At 71.2% G+C, this 16,481-nt stretch carries 13 protein-coding genes; 7 read left to right on the forward strand and 6 right to left on the reverse strand.

The annotated features are described in order from the left end of the window. A complete protein-coding gene (locus AB0B91_RS01465; protein WP_358313466.1) occupies positions 1 to 1,062 on the reverse strand; it encodes an alcohol dehydrogenase catalytic domain-containing protein in 1,062 nt (353 codons plus the stop codon). Beyond that, a complete protein-coding gene (locus AB0B91_RS01470; RefSeq protein WP_358313469.1) occupies positions 1,059 to 2,267 on the reverse strand; it encodes a mandelate racemase/muconate lactonizing enzyme family protein in 1,209 nt (402 codons plus the stop codon). Before AB0B91_RS01470 ends, AB0B91_RS01465 begins: the two co-directional genes overlap by 4 nt. Before the next feature lie 131 nt (positions 2,268 to 2,398). On the opposite strand from AB0B91_RS01470, the gene AB0B91_RS01475 reads away from it, so the two are divergent. Genes AB0B91_RS01475 through AB0B91_RS01500 form a run of 6 tightly spaced genes read left to right on the forward strand, consistent with a single transcriptional unit; the run spans position 2,399 to position 8,436 of the window. Continuing rightward, on the forward strand, positions 2,399 to 3,511 hold the full coding sequence (locus tag AB0B91_RS01475) for a cellulase-like family protein (RefSeq protein ID WP_358313472.1): 1,113 nt from the start codon (positions 2,399 to 2,401) through the stop codon (positions 3,509 to 3,511). 30 nt (positions 3,512 to 3,541) lie between these two features. Beyond that, complete coding sequence (locus tag AB0B91_RS01480; protein WP_358313475.1) at positions 3,542 to 4,846, forward strand: extracellular solute-binding protein; 1,305 nt, start codon at positions 3,542 to 3,544, stop codon at positions 4,844 to 4,846. Positions 4,847 to 4,857: 11 nt separating this feature from the next. After that, a complete protein-coding gene (locus AB0B91_RS01485; RefSeq protein WP_219536305.1) occupies positions 4,858 to 5,718 on the forward strand; it encodes a sugar ABC transporter permease in 861 nt (286 codons plus the stop codon). Beyond that, positions 5,715 to 6,524: a carbohydrate ABC transporter permease gene (locus AB0B91_RS01490; RefSeq protein ID WP_358313478.1), complete on the forward strand. Its 810-nt coding sequence runs from the start codon at positions 5,715 to 5,717 to the stop codon at positions 6,522 to 6,524. The genes AB0B91_RS01485 and AB0B91_RS01490 overlap by 4 nt, the downstream gene beginning before the upstream one ends. Further along, positions 6,521 to 7,657 carry an ABC transporter ATP-binding protein gene (locus tag AB0B91_RS01495; protein ID WP_358313481.1) on the forward strand — a complete coding sequence of 379 codons (1,137 nt, stop codon included), beginning with the start codon at positions 6,521 to 6,523 and terminating at the stop codon, positions 7,655 to 7,657. Before AB0B91_RS01490 ends, AB0B91_RS01495 begins: the two co-directional genes overlap by 4 nt. Beyond that, the gene (locus tag AB0B91_RS01500) at positions 7,654 to 8,436 is read left to right on the forward strand and encodes a FadR/GntR family transcriptional regulator (protein ID WP_358313484.1); all 783 of its coding nucleotides are present in this window, start codon (positions 7,654 to 7,656) and stop codon (positions 8,434 to 8,436) included. Before AB0B91_RS01495 ends, AB0B91_RS01500 begins: the two co-directional genes overlap by 4 nt. Before the next feature lie 12 nt (positions 8,437 to 8,448). Here the strand turns inward: AB0B91_RS01500 and AB0B91_RS01505 are convergent, their stop codons facing one another. Together AB0B91_RS01505 and AB0B91_RS01510 are read right to left on the reverse strand one after the other, a co-directional pair. Beyond that, positions 8,449 to 8,727: a hypothetical protein gene (locus AB0B91_RS01505; RefSeq protein ID WP_358313486.1), complete on the reverse strand. Its 279-nt coding sequence runs from the start codon at positions 8,725 to 8,727 to the stop codon at positions 8,449 to 8,451. Positions 8,728 to 8,975: 248 nt separating this feature from the next. Further along, entirely contained in the window at positions 8,976 to 9,905 is a 930-nt protein-coding gene (locus AB0B91_RS01510) for a dihydrodipicolinate synthase family protein (protein ID WP_358313489.1), read from the reverse strand. 182 nt (positions 9,906 to 10,087) lie between these two features. Between AB0B91_RS01510 and AB0B91_RS01515 the strand changes: the two genes are divergently transcribed. Beyond that, a complete protein-coding gene (locus tag AB0B91_RS01515; RefSeq protein ID WP_358313492.1) occupies positions 10,088 to 11,011 on the forward strand; it encodes a hypothetical protein in 924 nt (307 codons plus the stop codon). Positions 11,012 to 11,032: 21 nt separating this feature from the next. On the opposite strand, the gene AB0B91_RS01520 is transcribed toward AB0B91_RS01515, so the two are convergent. Then, positions 11,033 to 15,304: an AAA family ATPase gene (locus tag AB0B91_RS01520; RefSeq protein WP_358313495.1), complete on the reverse strand. Its 4,272-nt coding sequence runs from the start codon at positions 15,302 to 15,304 to the stop codon at positions 11,033 to 11,035. Then, positions 15,305 to 16,423 (reverse strand): exonuclease SbcCD subunit D, encoded by a 1,119-nt coding sequence (locus tag AB0B91_RS01525; protein ID WP_358313499.1) that lies wholly within the window; start codon positions 16,421 to 16,423, stop codon positions 15,305 to 15,307. Between the last annotated feature and the right edge of the window lie 58 nt (positions 16,424 to 16,481).

Raw genomic sequence — 16,481 nt, forward strand, 5'->3', positions numbered from 1 at the left:
TCACTGTTCAGCGGCCACGTCGACGATCGTCTTCACGACGTCGCGCGGCGGGTCGGCCAGGCCGCGCGCCACGGCCTGCGAGAGCGGGACGGTCTGGGTGGGCAGCCGGTCGACGCGGACGTGCCCGCCGTGCAGCAGGGCGACCGCGGCCCGCAGGTCGGTGTCCCACCGGTGGGAGGCCGACCCCACGATCCGCTTCTCGCCGAGCACCACGTTCAGGGTGGGAAGGGCGGCCGGCTCCGGCGACACGCCGAGCAGGACCGTGGTCCCGCCGCGCCGGCACAGCGACAGCGCGCTCTCCACCGCGGCCGCCGGCCCCGCGCACTCCACCACCGCGTCGGCGCCGCGGCCGTCGGTCAGTTCGCGTACGGCGTCGACGGCGGAGCCGGGCGCCACGCCGACCAGGCCGCACGAGCGGGCCAGCGCGCGGCGGCCCGGGTCCGGGTCGACCGCGACGACCGTCGCCGCCCCACGGGCCCTGGCCACCTGGGCGACCAGCAGGCCGACGGCTCCGGCGCCGACGACCGCGACCACCGCCCCGGACACGTCGCCGGCCTTGTCGAGAGCGCGGACCGCGACCGCCGCCGGTTCGGCGAAGACGGCCACGGCGGCGGGCATGCCGTCGGGCAGGGGGACGCAGCGAGCGGCCGGCGCCACCAGGTACTCCGCCAGCCCACCGTCGGCCTGCAGCCCGAGCGCCGCGCCACGCTCGCACAGCGGGTAGTCGCCGCGGGCGCACCACCAGCACCGGCCGCAGCCGAGCACGACATCCGGCACGACCGGGGTGCCGGGGTCAAGGGCCACGCCGGGCCCCGCCTCCGCCACCACGCCGACGACCTCGTGTCCCAGGGTGAGCGGCGCGGCCCGGCCGGTCAGCGGGTGCGGTTCGACCGGCACCACGACCGGCCCGAACCGGTACTCCTCGCTGTCGCTGCCGCACACGCCGCACAGCGTGACCGCGATCAGGACCTCTCCTGGACCCGGCGCGGGCACCTCGGCGTCGACCAGCCGCACGTCGCCGCGGCCGAACCAGCGCAGCGCCCTCATCAGCGGCCGGCTCACGACCGGGTCCCGGACAGCCGGGTGGTGACGTCGGCGCGTTCGGTGAGGCCGGGGACGAGCTCCACCCCCAGTCCCGGGCGTCCGTCCAGGGTCACCGTGCCGTTCTCCACCTTCGGCAGGCCGGTCGCGAGCTCCTGGTACCAGGTGTGCTGGAACGCCCGGACGCTCTCCTGGACCAGCGTGTTGGGCTGGCTCAGGGCCAGGTGGACGCAGGCCGCGAAGGAGATCGGCCCGGTGCAGTCGTGCGGCGCGAACGGGATGTCGTACGAGTCGGCGAGCGCGGCGATCTTGCGCGCCTCCGTGAGCCCGCCCGACCAGCCCATGTCGATGATCGCCACCCGGATCGCCGAGCGTGCCAGCAGCTCGCGGAACGACCGCTGCCCGGTCAGGGTCTCGCCGGTGGCCAGCGGCACGGACGTCCCCGCCTGCAGGGTCGCGTAGGAGCCGTGGCTGTCCGCCCGCAACGGATCCTCCACCCAGAACGGGGCGAACCTCTCCAGCTCCCGCATCAGGCCGGCGGCCGCGTACAGGTTCCAGAGCCCGTGCAGCTCGACCATGACCTCCATCTCCGGCACGGCGTTCTTGATCTCGTCCAGCACCCGCAGACCGGCCCGCAGCTCCGCCCGGTCCAGCCGGGTGCCGCCGGTGCGCTCGGCCGCCTGGTCGAACGGCCACACCTTCATCGCGCGGAACCCCTCGTCCCACAGGGACTTGGCCAGCTCCGCCGGCCGCTCCAGGAAGCCTTGGAGGTCGTCGTACGGCGAGGCGGTCGCCAGCCCCCAGTTGGACACGGCCTGGCGCGGCTCGTTCTTGACGTACGCGGGTCCGGCGCAGGTGTTGTAGACGGGAAGGCTGTCCTGGTACGGCCCGCCGAGCAGGGTGGACACCGGCTGCCCCGTGGTCCTGCCGAGCAGGTCCCACACGGCGAGGTCGACCGCGCCGTTGCCCCGGGTCTCCACACCGCTGCCCTGGAAGCCGACATGGCCGGTGAGCAGTCGGCGCAGCCGCTCCGGGCCGGGCAGCGGCGCGCCGACGAGGAGTGGGGCGACGGTCTCATGCAGGTACGCCTCGACCGCCTCGGCCCCGAAGAACGACTCGCCGAGGCCGGCGTGCCCGTCGTCGGTGTGCAGCCGCACCAGCAGCACGTTGGGCTGAATCGAACAACGGATGGTCTCCAGTCCGCGCACGGCCGCTCGGGTACTCATGGTTCCAGGACGTTATCTGGTAAGACCAGTAATCCGCAAGAAACAATCGACCCTTGACAGTAATGCTCCTACCAGCAAAGCTCTTGCAATCTGGTAAGACCACAGTCGGGACGGATGTTGAGGCTATGACGTTGACCGACAGACCCCTGGCGATCACCATGTGGGACTTCTCCTGGCTCGAACGGCGCTGGGACGGCGCCGGGTACGAGGACTGGGACCGCGCGCTCGACGAGCTCGTCGAGCGCGGCTACGACGCGGTGCGCATCGACGCCTTCCCCCATCTGGTGGCGGCCGATCCGCGGCGGACCTGGCGTCTGCTGCCCGTCTGGCACTTCGAGGCGTGGGGCGCGACCGAGCCCGTGTCCGTGCGCGTGCTGCCCGAACTGCTGGAGTTCATCCAGGCCTGTGCGACCCGAGGTCTACGGGTGGCGCTGTCCTCCTGGTTCCGCCGGGACGAGCTCGACACCCGATCCCAGATCCGGACCGCGGCCGACCTGGCCCGCGTCTGGGACGTCACGCTGTCGGCCATCGAGGACGCCGGTCTCGCCGACGCGATCTACTTCGTCGACCTGGTCAACGAGTGGCCGATCCCGATGTGGGCGCCGTTCCTGTACGGGAACGACCCGGACGCCGTCATCCTGTCGCGGGGCGAGGAGGTGGTGCGGGGCTGGACGCGCGAGGCCATCGCCACCCTGCGCGCGGCGCATCCGCGCTACCGCTACACGCTGTCCATCGCCACCGAGACCACCGGCGCCGACGGCGAGGACCTCACCGAGCTGGACCTGCTCGAACCGCACATCTGGATGACGCCGCAGGCCACCGGCTTCTACACCGAGATCGGCTACGACCTGGAGCACTCCCAGTTCGACCCGCACGCCTACCAGGCGCTGTCCGGCCCGGCGGAACGCCTCTACCGGGCGGACCCGCGGCGCTGGGCCGACGGCCTCACCGCCCACATCGAGCGCGTCGCCGAATGGTCGCGGTCGGCCGGCAAGCCGCTGGTGACGACCGAGTGCTGGGCGGTCGTGAACTACAAGGACGGGCCGGGCCGCGACTGGGCCTGGATCAAGGAGCTGTGCGAGGCCGGGGTACGTGCCGCGCTGGCCACCGGCCGCTGGGAGGCGCTGGCGACCAGCAACTTCTGCGGGCCGCAGTTCATCGGCATGTGGAAGGACGTGGCCTGGCACCGGAGCATGACCGACGCCATCCACGCGGGGGTAACCGAGTTCACCGCCGTTCCCTGAACGGCCTGTGTTTTGGAAGGAACCGCACACATGAGTGCCATCCCCCGTCGAGACCTGCTGCGTGGCGCCGCCCTGCTCACCCTCGGTGGCGCAGTGAGCCAGCTGACCCTGACCGGGTGCGGGTCGGCCGAGCAGCCGGTCGGCTCCAGCAAGGCCGGGCCACAGGGCCAGGTCGTCGTCTGGATGCATGAAGAGCCCGCGAACACCAAGTACTTCAACGCCAAGATCGCCGAATATCAGAAGAAGTACCCGAAGGTGTCGATCAAGCCGCTGTACGTCCCGATCGCCAACCTCGACACCAAGCTCTCCACGGCGTTCACCACGGGCGCGCCGCCCGACCTGATCAAGGTCGGCGCCTGGACGCTCGCCGAGCGGGCGTCGAAGGGGCAGCTCGCGCCGTTGGCGCCGGCGGACTTCGGCGCCGGCTCGCTCGACCAGCTCAAGAGCAGGTTCGAGGCCAACGCGTTCGCCGCGCTGACCTACGAGAACCAGGTCTACGGCACGCCGATCGACTTCAACTCCGTCCACCTGTGGTACCGCCGCGACCGCTTCGAGCAGGCCGGTCTCGACCCCGACAAGCCCCCCACCACCTGGGAGCAGATCGCCGAATACAGCCAGAAGCTCACCAACGCCGACGCCTCCAAGGTGGGGCTCCAGTGGCAGCTCGCCGACAACATCTGGGCGATGCTGAACTTCATCCCGCTGATCCGCGGGCTGGGCGGGCAGATCATCGACGAGAGCTCCCGGCGCGGCATGCTGAACACGCCGGAGGGCATCAAGGCGCTCGAATACTACGGCAGCCTCGGCAACCCCAAGCTGAGCGACCCGGTCGGCGCGTTCGGCCTGTTCGCCAAGGGCACCTCGGCCATGCTGATGTCCGGCCGGTTCACCTCGAGCCTCATCCCGGCCATCAACCCCGAGGCCAAGCTGGGCAAGACTTTCGACAGCGCCATCGTGCCCAGCTGGGAGGGCAAGGAGAAGGTGGCCGCCGGCTACTCCTGGGGCTGGTTCGTGGCCAAGAAGGCGAAAAATCCGTACACCGCCTGGCATTTCATCAACTGGCTCACCGAGGGCGACAACGTGAACCAGCAGCTGTCCGCCACCGGCCTGGTCACCCCGACGGCCGGCTGGCAGAAGCTGCCCAGCGCGAGCGACAAGGCCAGCCAGCAGCTTGAGGAGCAGATCCCGTACACCGATTTCGGCCCGGTGCTGCCGCAGTGGACCGAGACGATCAAAGCGCTGCTCGACTCGCTCGAATCGGTGATCCACAAGAAGCAGGACGCCAAGACAGCCGCGACCGCGTTCGACGACGCGGTGGGGCGGATTCTCAAGTGAGAGCCCGCTCCATGACCACGGTCGAGGCCCGCGCCGGCGCGGGCCTCGCCGCCCCGGCGATCGTGTACTTCGTGCTCTTCTGGGCACTGCCCGCGCTCGCCGCCCTGTACCTGAGCTTCACCTCCTACGACCTCTCCGGCACCCCTCAATGGGTCGGGCTCGACAACTACCGCGAGATGGTGACGAGCGACGAGTTCTGGAGCAGCGCGGGGGTGACCCTGCTGTACACGGTCTTCGCCGTGGGCCCGACGATCGTGATCGCTCTGGTCGTGGCCGTGCCGCTGGCCAAACCCGGGCGGTTCCGGGCCTGGCTGCGCGGGCTGATCTTCATTCCCGCGGTGATGCCGCTGGTCGGCGCCACCGTACTGTGGCAGGTGATCTACTCGACCGGCGGCCTGGCCGACGCGCTCGCCCGCGCGGCCGGGGTCGGCGCCCGCCCGTGGCTCACGGACTCCGACTACGCCATCTGGGCGCTGCTCGTGATGGTCATCTGGAAGTACGTCGGCCTGTACGTGATCATCTTCGTCGCCGGGCTGCAGGCGCTGCCGGCCAACGTCTTCGAGGCCGCGGCCATCGACGGCGCCCGCACGCTGCGTACCTTCTTCCTGGTCACCGTGCCGCTGCTGCGCCGCACCTTCACCTTCGTGATCGTGGTGGCGGTCACCGGGGCCATGCAGTCCTTCGTGCCCGCCTACCTGCTCACCAAGGGCGGACCGGTCAACGCCACCCAGGTGCTGCCGTTGTACCTGTACAACAACGCGTTCTCCTACTCCCGGTTCGGCTACGCCTCCGCGATCGCGATCGTCCTGCTGGTGGTGCTGCTGATCTTCGCCTTCACCCAGTTCACGTTGGTCAGGAGTGACGAGGAATGAGAATCGGCCGGTCGCTCACCGCCGTGGCGCTCGTCGGCTTCGTGGCGCTGATGCTGCTCCCGCTCTACTCCATGGTCGTGCTCGCGTCCGCGCCGGACGACGGCGACCTGTCCGGGCTCGGGTTCCACGGGTTCGCCCTGTTCGACAACATCGGCCAGATCATGACCGACGGCCGCTTCCCGCGCTACCTGATGAACAGCGTGCTGATCGCGTCGGCGGTCTCCGTGCTCGACGTGGCGATCTCGGCGGCCGCCGGGTACGCGCTGGCCCGGCTGCGCTTCCCCGGCCGGGCCGCCCTGCTCAACCTGGTGGTCGTCGCGCTGTCCCTGACCCCGGCGGTCGTCATGATCCCGGTGTTCGTGATGCTCAGCGAGATCGGGTGGCTCAACAGCTATCAGGGCCTGATCGCGCCGTTCGCCGCCAGCGCGCTCGGCGTCTTCCTGGTCCGGCAGTTCGCGCTGGGCATCCCGGTGCAGATGCTGCACGCCGCGCGGGTGGACGGCGCCGGCGAACTGCGCATCTTCCTCCGCATCGCCGTACCGCTGCTGCGACCGGCGCTGCTCACCGTCCTGCTGCTGCAGTTCCTCGCCCAGTGGGACAACCTGATCTGGCCCCTGATCGCGGCCAGCGAGCAGGACCTGTGGACACTGCCGCTCGCGCTGTCGTCCTTCGAGGGTGAGCACGGGATCGTCTACCACCTGCAGACCGCGGCGGCGCTCATCTCGATCCTGCCCCCGCTCGTCCTGTTCTCTTTCCTGCAGCGTTACTACGTCTCGGGCCTCACTCTCGGAGGAGTCAAAAGATGACCGACGGCATCCGCGTCGAGCAGGTCACCAAGCGCTACGGCCAGCAGGTGCTGTTCGCCGACATCGACCTGCACGTCCAGGACGGGGAGTTCCTGGTGATCGTCGGTCCGTCCGGGTGCGGGAAGTCCACGCTGATGCGCATCGTCGCCGGCATCGAGCCGGTCAGCTCCGGCCGGGTGACCGTGGGCGGGCGGGACGTCACCCACGCCCACCCCGGCGACCGCGGGATCGGCATGGTCTTCCAGGACTACGCCCTTTACCCGCATCTGAGCGTCGAGGGCAACCTGGCGTTCGGGCTGCGCGCCCACCGCGTGCCGAAGGACGTCATCCGGCAGCGGATCGCCGACACCGGCGCGGCCCTCGGGCTCACCGACCAGCTCAAGAAGCGGCCCGGGCAGCTCTCCGGCGGTCAGCGCCAGCGGGTCGCGCTCGGCCGCGCCATGATCCGGGAGCCGGCCGCGTACCTCATGGACGAGCCGCTGTCCAACCTGGACGCCGCGTTGCGCGTGCAGATGCGCGCGGAGCTCATCGAGTTCCACCGCCGCACCGAGGGCACGGTCCTGTACGTGACGCACGACCAGGTCGAGGCCATGACCATGGGAGATCGGGTGGCGGTGCTCAACGAGGGGGAGTTCGCGCAGATCGGCACCCCGAGCGAGATCTACGAGAGACCGGCCACCGTGTTCGTCGCCACGTTCCTCGGCAGCCCCCGGATGAACCTGCTCGACGCCACCGTGCACCCGTCCGAGGAGGAAGTGGAGCTGACCAGCGGCGAGCTGAAGTGGCGGCTGCCGCGCAAGGGGCTGCCGGCGGACCTGCCGGAGTCGGTGCGGATCGGCTTCCGGCCTGAGTCGGTCCACACGCGCGTCGACGACGGGACGCCCGCCTATCCGCTGGCGGCGACCGTGTCGTACCGGGAGAACCTCGGCAACGAGAGCATCCTCCACCTGCGCGACAGCACCGGACGAGCCATCGTCGCCCGCCTCCCGCCCCGTACCGGACCGCGCGACGGAGAGCCCGCGACCTTCCAGGTGCCGCTCACCGATCTTCACCTCTTCGGCCCGGATGGGCGGGCGTGCTGGCACGGCATCGAACTCGCCGCCGACGGCCAGCCGCTACCGTGGTCGGCATGACCGCTGGGCGCGCGTCGGCGACGAACCTGAGTACGCTCATCGCCGTCCTTGAGAACCGGATCCTGACCGGAGGCTGGGCCCCCGGGGTCCGCCTGCCGTCCGAACGCGATCTGGCGACCGAGTTCGCCGTCAGCCGTCCCGTCATCCGGGAGGCGCTCAAGGCTCTGCAGGAACGCGGGCTCGTCGAGGTCTCGCCGAAACGCGGCAGCTTCGTCCGCCACTACACGGCCGAGAACCTGATGCGACCGATGAACCTCGCGGCCCGCGCGGCGGGCGTCACCGCCCGGCAGCTCATGCGCGCCCGCGTCATGCTGGAGACCGAGGCCGCCGGCCTGGCCGCGACCAACGCCACCAAGCAGGACCGCACCGACCTGCTGCGCATCCACCAGCTCTTCGCCCAGCCGGGCAACCTGCACGCCAGGGCCCGCGTCGACCTCACTTTCCACGAGACCATCGCCAGGGCCTCCGGCAACCCGGTCATCCACATGATGTTCACCGCGATCCAGGACCTCGCCTACGGCCTGATGCTGCGCAGCCTCAGCGACCGCGAGGTCCGCGCCGCCGGCGAACCCCTGCACACCGTGATCCTGGAACACATCCTCGACCGCGACCCGGACGGCGCCCGCGAGGCGATGCGACGGCACCTCGACCTCGCCGAGGAGCTCTACGGCCCAGACCTGGACACCAACCTGGCCGAAGTCGTCGAACACCAGCTCGCGGCCCCCTTGGCCGAGACCCCGTTCGGCGACAACCTACCGGCGGACCCCACACTCGTCTGACTCCCTGGAGCATCACCGCGTGACCCGCAGGGCCCATTCGACCGAGTCGGGGGCCTGAACACGGATACTCAGCGCCTTCTTGGACTTGAGATCGAGCTTGTTCAGGGTCGGAGTAAGCGAGTTCGCCAAGCAGGTCAACGGCATGTTCACCACCGACTCCACGATGATCTCCGCCTTTCCCGCCCCTCGGCAGTCGAACAGCACCCAGACGCTCCCCTTACCGCCGGGGATGACACCGACCTGGCGAGATCCCTTGGCCGGCCCGGCGGTAAGCAGGGATGTGGTGCCCACCTCCATACTCGGCACCCGCAGCGAACCGGACTCAGCCGGCGGAGATGTACTCGCTTCGGTCTGGGATGGATCGCCCGGCGAGGCGGCGCTCCGTGGTGATGACCGGGCCTCCGGAGGCACGGGCGTGCAGGCAGCCACCGTACAGGCCACGATGAGAGACGCTATGACGGGCGCCAGCTGCCGGATTCTCATATCCACCTCGAAGATCGAAGTGATGATGGTGGGCGCGCATTCAGGCGTCCAAGACTCTACGACGCGGGGAACAGTTCCGGTAGGGCGGTTCTGGCGAGCGGGCGGAGCCGCTCGGCGTGCTCCTCCTCTACCGAGCGGTACGGCCAGCGAACCCGGGTGCCGATGTCCGCCCAGCCGCCGACGTGGGCGAGGAACTTGTCGAGCGCCGGGTTGGCGTAGCCCTCGGAGGCGAGCGGCTGGACATGCTCGGCGAAGAACAGGCCGATCCGGCGTTCCACCTCGCGCGCCGCCACCGGATCGGTGCGCATCAGATGCTGCCAGGCCATGGCGCCGCTCGGGCTGAACGCCGCGATGTTGGAGTAAGACCCCGCCGCACCCAGTTCCATGCCGGTGGCCAAGGTGTGCCCCGCCACGAACAGCGGCAGACCGGCCGCCTCGGTCCGCATCTGGCGATACCAACCCGCGTCGCCGCCCGCGACCTTCACCCCGACCAGCGCGGGGACCTGGGCGGCCAGCATGCCGAAGTCGGCGGGCGTGAGGCGGGTCTTGGCGTGCGGCGGGTTGTACAGCACCAGCGGCACGGGGTCGGCGACCTCGGCGACCCGCTCCAGGAAGGCCACCACCTCGGCCCGCGATGGTGGCGCCCAGTCAGGCAGGATCACCTGGATGGCCCCTGGCCGGAGCTCGCGGGCCAGCTCCACCCGTCGCAGGCACGTGGTGGCGCTCATGTGACTGGCGCCTATCTGATTCGGCAGGCCGGCGCAACGCTCCGCGAGCAGCTCGTTGACCTGCTGGTATTCCTCGTCGGTTATCGCGTGGAACTCTCCCGCCGTGCCGTGGGCGTACACGCCGTCCAGGCCTGCGGCGGCCAGCCGGTCCAGTTCGTCGGCCAGCCGGGCGAAGTCGATGGAGTCGTCGGAACGGAGTGGCAGCAGAGCGGTCCCCCACGTGCCACCGAGGGACTTTCGCGTAAGAAAGGACGGCATAGATCGAAATATAGGCACGGCAGCGCTGCGCGACCGAACCACTGGACTCACAGCGTCAGAGAGATCCAGGATGTGTGGTGTGACGGCGGGGACAGCGGCGGCTGGCAGGGATGAGCCCTGAGGCGCTGAGGCGATGGGTGGACGACGCCGGGCCCGTCGCGACACGTCACGGACACGGTGCCGTGGCGGAGCCCGCCGCCCCGCCGACCGGCCTGACCGTCGAGGACTGCGTGGGCGCGGGCTTTCGCTCGTACGGCAGATACCTGAGGCGTTCCCGCGCGGGCGTCACGTTCCGCGTCTACTTCTCCGCGGACACGCGGCACCAGGCCGTGCTGCTCGAAGCGCGCCGCGGCCGGCGCGGGACGCTGCTGTGGATCGACGGCCGCCGCGCGCCGACGCCGGTCGCTCTCGACGGCGCCGTCAAGACCGCGTCCTTGGCGCACTGGCTGGAGCACCGCTTCACCACAAGGACCTTGGGCGACGGGGAGGATCCGGCGCGTGCCCTGTCGATGTGGGCGTGGATGGGCGAGGCCGGGCGCATCGCGGCGCGCGGCCGGGACGGATGGACGCAGACGTACCCGGACCTGCCGGCAGGGATGACGTCCGCCGACTACCGGGAGCTCGGCTTCGAGTTCTCGGACGAGCGGTGCGCGTTCAACTACCTCGACGAGACGGGTAAGAGCACGATCCGTCTCGTTTTCTCCCCCGACCTCCGGCATCAAGCCTTGCTGCTCCAGGGACCGAACTGGATCGGCGCCCTGCTCTGGGTCGACGGCGAGCCAGTGCCGGTGCCGTGTGACCCGGACATGGGCCCGCTGTGCGAGCAGTTCGCCGAATGGCTCGACGACCGCTTCGTCCATACCGAGATCGGCGGCCTGTGGGACCATCCGCGGTACGATCCGACCAAGATCAATCTGCTCGGTAACGTACGCGGACTGCTGATCTGGGACGCGTCGAAACGTCTGCGGCGCGTTGAGCTTCCCCTCCCGACCGAGGCGTGGCGGAGCCCGATACTGCTGGCGTCGGGCGACTCGTGGCGCATCTATCCGGATGGTGAGGCGTACCAGCAGGATCACCCCGACCGCGTGCTGCCGATCCCCCGCTGAGACAAGCGGAGCAGGAGGTCGTCAGCCCACGCCGACCGTCGACAGGGTGGATCCGGTACGCGTCTTGGAGACCTTGAGCTGGGCCGGGACCCGGGAGCGGAGCTCGGCGACGTGGCTGATGATGCCGACCGCCCGGCCTCCGTCACGCAGCCCGTCGAGGATGTCCAGTACGCCGTCCAGCGTGTCCTCGTCGAGCGTGCCGAAGCCTTCGTCCACGAAGAGCGTGCCGATCTCCGCCCCGCCGGCTTCGGCGGTGACGACGTCGGCCAGGCCGAGCGCGAGGGCGAGGGACGTGATGAAGCTCTCCCCGCCCGACAGTGTGGCCGGATCGCGATCGACGCCCGTCCACCCGTCGGCCACCCGCAACCCCAGCCCGCCCCCGGAACGCCCTCTGGCCCCGGCCGTCTTCCGCAGGTCGTGCCGGAGCAGGTAACGTCCGGCCGACATGTGGTCGAGGCGCTCGTTGGCGGCGTCGACCACCTGCCGGAGCCGTTCGCCGAGCACGAACGACGACAGGCTCATGCTCCACTGGTTGTCGCTCGACGTACCGCTGGCCAGCGCCGCCAGCCGCTCGGCCAGCCGGTGCCGGTCTGCGGCGGGCTGCCAGCGGTCGATGCACGCCGCCAGTTCGGCGCCCAGCTCGGCCACTCGCCGTTCACGCTGTTCGGCCTGGTCCCGGGCCGATGCCAGCGCTGTGTGCGCCCGCTCCGCCTCCTCGCGTGCCGCCTCGGCGACGGCCAGGTCGGGTACGTCCTGCTGCGCGGCGGCGACCAGCTCGGGATCGGCCAGCGTGCTGGTCACGGCCGCGTGCTGCGCGTCGAGTCGCCGCAGCAGCTCGGCCTTGCTCTCCCGCTCGTACTCGCTCCTGGCGGCGCTCTCCACGTCGGCGACGTCGTCGAACCCCGCCTCCAGAGCCGCCCGCCCGGCCGCCTCCACCGCCCTGACCCGTTCAGCCTCGGCGGCGACGGCTGCCTGCGTGGCGTCAAGGGCCTCCCGCAGCAGCTCTGCCTCGTCGTTCAGCCTGGACAGGCGGGCTGTGAGCGTCGAGTCGTCGCCGCGCGCGCTGTCGAGCCGCGCGGTCAGGCGTCCGGCGTCGCCGCTGAGCTCCTCTTGTCTGGTACGGCCGGCCGCGAGGCGGGCGCTCAGGCGGCGGACTCGCTCTTCCAGCGTCACCCGCTCCTGGCCGAGCCCGGCGGCCTCCCGCGACAGCCCGGCCTCCAACCCAGCCGACGCCCGCAGCCTCTCCAGCTCCTTCTCGGTCACCGCCAACACGGCGGGCGCCAGCTCGGGCCCGATCTCCGTTCCCCTGCCGTCACCTGGAACCGGCTCCTCAGAGGCGGCACCTCGCTCGGCCCGAGCCCACGCCGAGACGTCGGACCCATCTTCCGCCCCGCCATCGCCGACCGAAACCGCCTCGCCAGAGGCCACACCCCGATCGGTCCGGCCCTGCGCTGAGCCGTCAGCTTCGTCCTCTGTCCGGAGATCGACTCGGGAGTCGGACTGGGCGGACCCCGTGGGGCGACCGGTGGCGGTGCCCAAGCGGCCGGTGTCGGTGGTGGGGACGTAGGTGTCGAGGAGGCCGCTCTGGATCAGGCGGGTGACGAGGCGGGTGCGTTCGGCCTGGAAGTGAGTGCGGTGGGTGCGGTGGGCCGTGAGGAGTTCGCCGAGGTCGCGGGACTGGTCGCGGACGCGTTCGCGTTCCGTTTCGATGTGGTCCAGTTCGGCGGCCAGGGCGGGCTCGCGTTCGGCGATCGCCTCCAGTCGGGCCAGTTGTTCCTGTGCCTGGAGCGTCGCGGACTCCGCCGTGGCGGGGTCGAGGCCGCCTGCGGCTGACACGGCGTCGGTGTGGCGGGATTCGAGGGAGGCGAGTGCGCGTTCGGCCGCCTCTCGTTCGGACAGGGCCGCTTCGTGGGCGCTCTCCGCCGCCTGCTCGTCGTCGGCGCTGGGGGCGCTGGGGGCGGGTGAGGCCGGGTGAGGGTGCTGGTCGGAGCCGCATACGGCGCACGGGCTGCCGTCGGACAGGTCGCGTGCCAGCTCGGCGGCCATGCCGTCGATGCGTGCCTGCCGTACGTCCAGCCAGTGTTCGCGCAGGCCCTGCGCCCGGTCCACGAGGGACTGGTGCGCGGCGGCGGCCGACTCCAGCTCGGCGGCGAGGGTCTCACCGCGGTGGGCGGCATCTCGTACGGCCTTGGCGGCTTCCAGTGTCGCGACGGCGGCGGGGATGGCGGCCGCCTCGGCCCGTACCTCGGACAGGCGGGTGTTGACGTCGGCCAGCCGGGCGGGCAGTTCCGCGTCGGCGGCGGCCACCTCGGCCTCCCGCTGGGTCAGTCCGTCGAGCTCCGTGGCCAGCCTGGACAGCTCCCGGTCGACGCCGATCAGCTCGGCCGCCGCGGTCCGTACGGCCTCGGCCGCCGGGATTCTGGCGGCGTCCAGCCGGGCCTGGGCCAGCTTCCGTTCGGCCTCTTCTACGAGCGCGGGCAGGGCGGCGAGCCGGGTGGCGGCGGACTCGTCCTCGGCGGCCAGGCCGGTCAGCTCCTGCTCGACGCGCTGGAGGTCCCGCCGGACCACCAGCAGCCTGGCCTCCTCGGTGAGCAGCTCCGACAGGCGGGCGATCTCCGCCTGCCGGTCGCGTTCCATGGCGCGGAGCCGCTCGGGCTCGACCCATCCGACCAGATTCGCCCGCCGAGGCAGCGCCCGCGAGCCGCTCTCCCACACGCCCTCCTCGTCTGAGGGTGTGTGGGAGGGGTCGGTGACTGGCCAATCCACGGGGTAGGGCACGTCTGCGGTGGGGGTGGAGGCGGCTGCGGGCGACCCTTCGCGCGGCCGGTCAAGGCGGTACGCGGCGTGCGCGGCGGGGGCCTGGGCAGAGGAGATGGTGGACGCGTCGTCGTCGGAGGGGGCGGTGGGCGCAGAGGAAGAACGAGATGCGGGCGTTGGGGTGGTTTTCAGGAGGGGGTGGGCGCGGGCGACGGCGTCGGTGGCCAGGGCGTGGGCCTTGGCGGCGGCTTCGGCGCGCTGGCGGGCGGCTCGGATGAGCGGGAGTACGCGGTCCGCGCGGGCGGCGTCGTCGAGGATGGCCTGGAGTTCGGCGCGTTCTTCGGCTCGCTCGTCGAGGGTGCGGCGCAATGTCAGGGCTTCGGCGTGGCGGCGTTGGCGGTCGGCCAGCGACGTCGCCTGCTCGAAGCGGGAACGCGCCGAACGCAGCGCGAGCCCCGCCGCCTCGTGTTGGTCGGTGGTACGGACGACGACGGCGCGGGCGGCAGCGAGCAGCGCTCCGGCCCACCCGAGCGGGTCGGTGTCCGCATCGGGCGGCTCTGCGTCGGAACCGGGCGGGACGGTGCCGGAGCCAGGCGAGCCGGTGTCGGGAGCCGACGGGGCGGCTGCCCTCCGCTCCGACCGATGGCTGCCGGGAGTGTCCGGGCCAGCGGACGGGTCTGCGGGCAGATCGAAAAGGGCGCCTGCAGACGGCAGAGCGGCGCCCGGGGTGGGAGTGCTTGGCGCGGCACCGTCCATTGCGGCAGCACCCGGCACGGCACCACCCGGTGCCGGAACACCGGTGACGGCAGCGTCCGAGCCGGCAGCCTCCGTGACTGCGTCCGGCGCGGTGATGGCGGTCGGCGTGAGGTCGCCCGCTGCCTCCTCCAGGCGCTGGATCGCGAAGTCCACCTGCTGTCGCAGCTCCTGCTGCTCCCGCCAGGCCGTCTTGCGGTGTTCGGCCAGCCAGGACTCCGTCTGGGTGAACACCTTCACGGTGAACAGCCGCTCCAGCAGCCGCCGCCGGTCATCCCCATCGGCCCGCAGGAACCTGGCGAAGTCGCCCTGCGGCAGCATCGCGACCTGGCAGAACTGGTCGGCGTTCATGCCGAGCAGCCCGCCCACCAGGTCTCCTGCCTCGTCGGAGCGGGTCGTCAGGCCGTGCCAGGAGGAGCCGGCCCGTTCCTCGACGATGACCTTGGCCTTCTCCTCGGTGAATCCGGACCCGCGCAGCTTGGGCCGCTGCCACACCGGCGAACGCTGGATGCGCAGTAAACGGCCGCGCACCGACACCTCGAGCGAGACCGAGGGCCCGACGGACGGCGGGGCGTGGTCGCAGCGCAGCGCGCGGGCGCTGTTGCGCTGGCCCGGAACCTGGCCGTAGAGGGCGAAGCAGAGGGCGTCGAGGATCGTGGTCTTGCCCGCACCCGTCGGTCCGTGGACGAGGAAGAGGCCCGCCTCGGTCAGCGCGTCGAAGTCGACCGTCTCCGAACCGGGGAAGGACCCGAAGGCCGTGAGCGAGAGCCGGTGCGGCCGCATCTACGCCATCGTCTCCTTCACCCGGGATGCCTCGATCGCCTGTCTTAGCAGGTCTTCCTCGTCAGGTGCGGCAGGCTCGCCGCGTACCTCCCGGACGAAATCGAGCGCCACGTCCGCCTCGGGGCGCCCGCTGAGCCGTGCGGGCTGGGCGGCGGGAGCGCCGCCTGCGGGCTCGAAGGAGAGGGCGAGGGTGTGGGGGAAGCGGGCGCGCAGCCGGTCCATGGCGGATTTGGGGCGGATTGGGTCGGTCAGGACGACCTGGAGCCAATGGTCTTCCAAGGCGTCATATTCCGGAAATGTCAGGAGATCCTCCAGCAGGCCACGCAGGCGGCCGACCGGGCGGGGCACGGGCGCGGGTACGAAGTCGACGGTGGAGGCGGTCGAGCCGAGCGTGACCAGCCACGACCCCTTCTTCTGGTTGACCTCCGAGAAGGAGTAGGCCAGGGGCGAGCCGGAGTAGCGGACCGTCTCCGACATCCGCTGGCGGCCGTGCAGGTGGCCGAGCGCGACGTAGTCGACCCCGTCGAACGCCGACAGCGGCACGTGCGCCACCCCGCCCACGCTGATGTCGCGCTCGCTGTCGCTGGCCTCTCCCCCGGTGACGAAGGCGTGGGCCAGGACGACGGACTGGCGGTGTCGCACGGCGTCGGCTCGTACGTGTGCCATGGCGTGGGACAGCGCGGCGGTGTGGCTGCGATCGGGCAGCTCCCAGGGACCGCGGACCAGCTCGGGCTCCAGGTAGGGGATGCCGTAGAAGGCGACGTCGTCCACGACGATCGGCTCCCAGGCGCGGGACGGGTCGGTGCGCAGGTGGACTCCGGCGGCGTCGATCAGGTCGGCGCCGAACCCGAGCCGCCGCGCCGAGTCGTGGTTGCCGCTGATGAGCACGGTGCGGGCGCCGGTGCCCATCAGGCGGCGCAGCGCGTCGCCGCACAGCGCGACCGCGTCGACCGGCGGCAGAGCGCGGTCGTAGACGTCACCCGACACCACCACCACGTCGACCCGCTCGGCACGCACCGTCTCGATCAGGTGGTCGACGAACGCGGCCTGGCCCTCGAGCAGGCTCTCGCGATGGAACGATCGCCCCAGGTGCCAGTCGGAGGTGTGCAGGATCCGCATTCGCAGGAAGCTAACAGTTCCCACCGACAAATGTGGTCCCCTGGGTCACAGAACACGG

Origin of the sequence: Nonomuraea sp. NPDC049141 (assembly GCF_040648415.1) — a bacterium.
Taxonomy (GTDB): Bacteria; Actinomycetota; Actinomycetes; order Streptosporangiales; family Streptosporangiaceae; genus Nonomuraea.

Bases quoted from the DNA above. Each gene is read 5' to 3' on its own strand.
- AB0B91_RS01470 (WP_358313469.1), bottom strand. From the start codon at position 2,267: ATGAGTACCCGAGCGGCCGTGCGCGGACTGGAGACCATCCGTTGTTCG.
- AB0B91_RS01480 (WP_358313475.1), top strand. From the start codon at position 3,542: ATGAGTGCCATCCCCCGTCGAGACCTGCTGCGTGGCGCCGCCCTGCTC.
- AB0B91_RS01485 (WP_219536305.1), top strand. From the start codon at position 4,858: ATGACCACGGTCGAGGCCCGCGCCGGCGCGGGCCTCGCCGCCCCGGCG.
- AB0B91_RS01490 (WP_358313478.1), top strand. From the start codon at position 5,715: ATGAGAATCGGCCGGTCGCTCACCGCCGTGGCGCTCGTCGGCTTCGTG.
- AB0B91_RS01495 (WP_358313481.1), top strand. From the start codon at position 6,521: ATGACCGACGGCATCCGCGTCGAGCAGGTCACCAAGCGCTACGGCCAG.
- AB0B91_RS01500 (WP_358313484.1), top strand. From the start codon at position 7,654: ATGACCGCTGGGCGCGCGTCGGCGACGAACCTGAGTACGCTCATCGCC.
- AB0B91_RS01510 (WP_358313489.1), bottom strand. From the start codon at position 9,905: ATGCCGTCCTTTCTTACGCGAAAGTCCCTCGGTGGCACGTGGGGGACC.
- AB0B91_RS01520 (WP_358313495.1), bottom strand. From the start codon at position 15,304: ATGCGGCCGCACCGGCTCTCGCTCACGGCCTTCGGGTCCTTCCCCGGT.
- AB0B91_RS01525 (WP_358313499.1), bottom strand. From the start codon at position 16,423: ATGCGGATCCTGCACACCTCCGACTGGCACCTGGGGCGATCGTTCCAT.